We start from the raw sequence: 397 nt of genomic DNA, 5'->3' as shown, positions 1-397 counted from the left end.
GGCTACTTTGGAAACAGCTGTTACAACAGTAGAGTGTACACCGCCACCAGTAATTTCTTTAATATATCCAGGAACATCTTCTACTTCAAGTCCGTTGATTGTCACATCTGCACCAACTTCTTTGGCGAGTTCCAATTTATCATTATTGATGTCTACGGCGATAACATGAGCGTTGAAGACTTTTTTAGCGTATTGTACAGCAAGGTTTCCGAGTCCACCAGCACCATAGATAGCAATCCATTGACCTGGTTCCAAGTGAGCTTCTTTAATCGCTTTGTAGCAAGTAACGCCAGCACAAGTAATAGAACTTGCTTGAGCTGGATCAAGACCTTCTGGAACTTTTACTGCATAGTCTGCTGTTACAATACATTGCTCAGCCATACCACCGTCAACAGAG

General features: G+C 42.6%; 1 protein-coding gene. It reads right to left on the bottom strand.

Going from position 1 to position 397, the window contains the following annotated elements; all coding sequences use genetic code 11:
- Positions 1 to 397: zinc-binding dehydrogenase (locus C1E99_RS08260; protein ID WP_153060173.1), on the bottom strand; the 397-nt coding region annotated here is incomplete at both ends.

Source organism: Streptococcus suis (genome assembly GCF_002964045.1).
Classification (GTDB): Bacteria; Bacillota; Bacilli; order Lactobacillales; family Streptococcaceae; genus Streptococcus; species Streptococcus suis_U.
The sequence above is the reverse complement of the archived record's forward strand: the minus strand, read 5'-3'. Positions and strand labels throughout refer to the sequence as shown.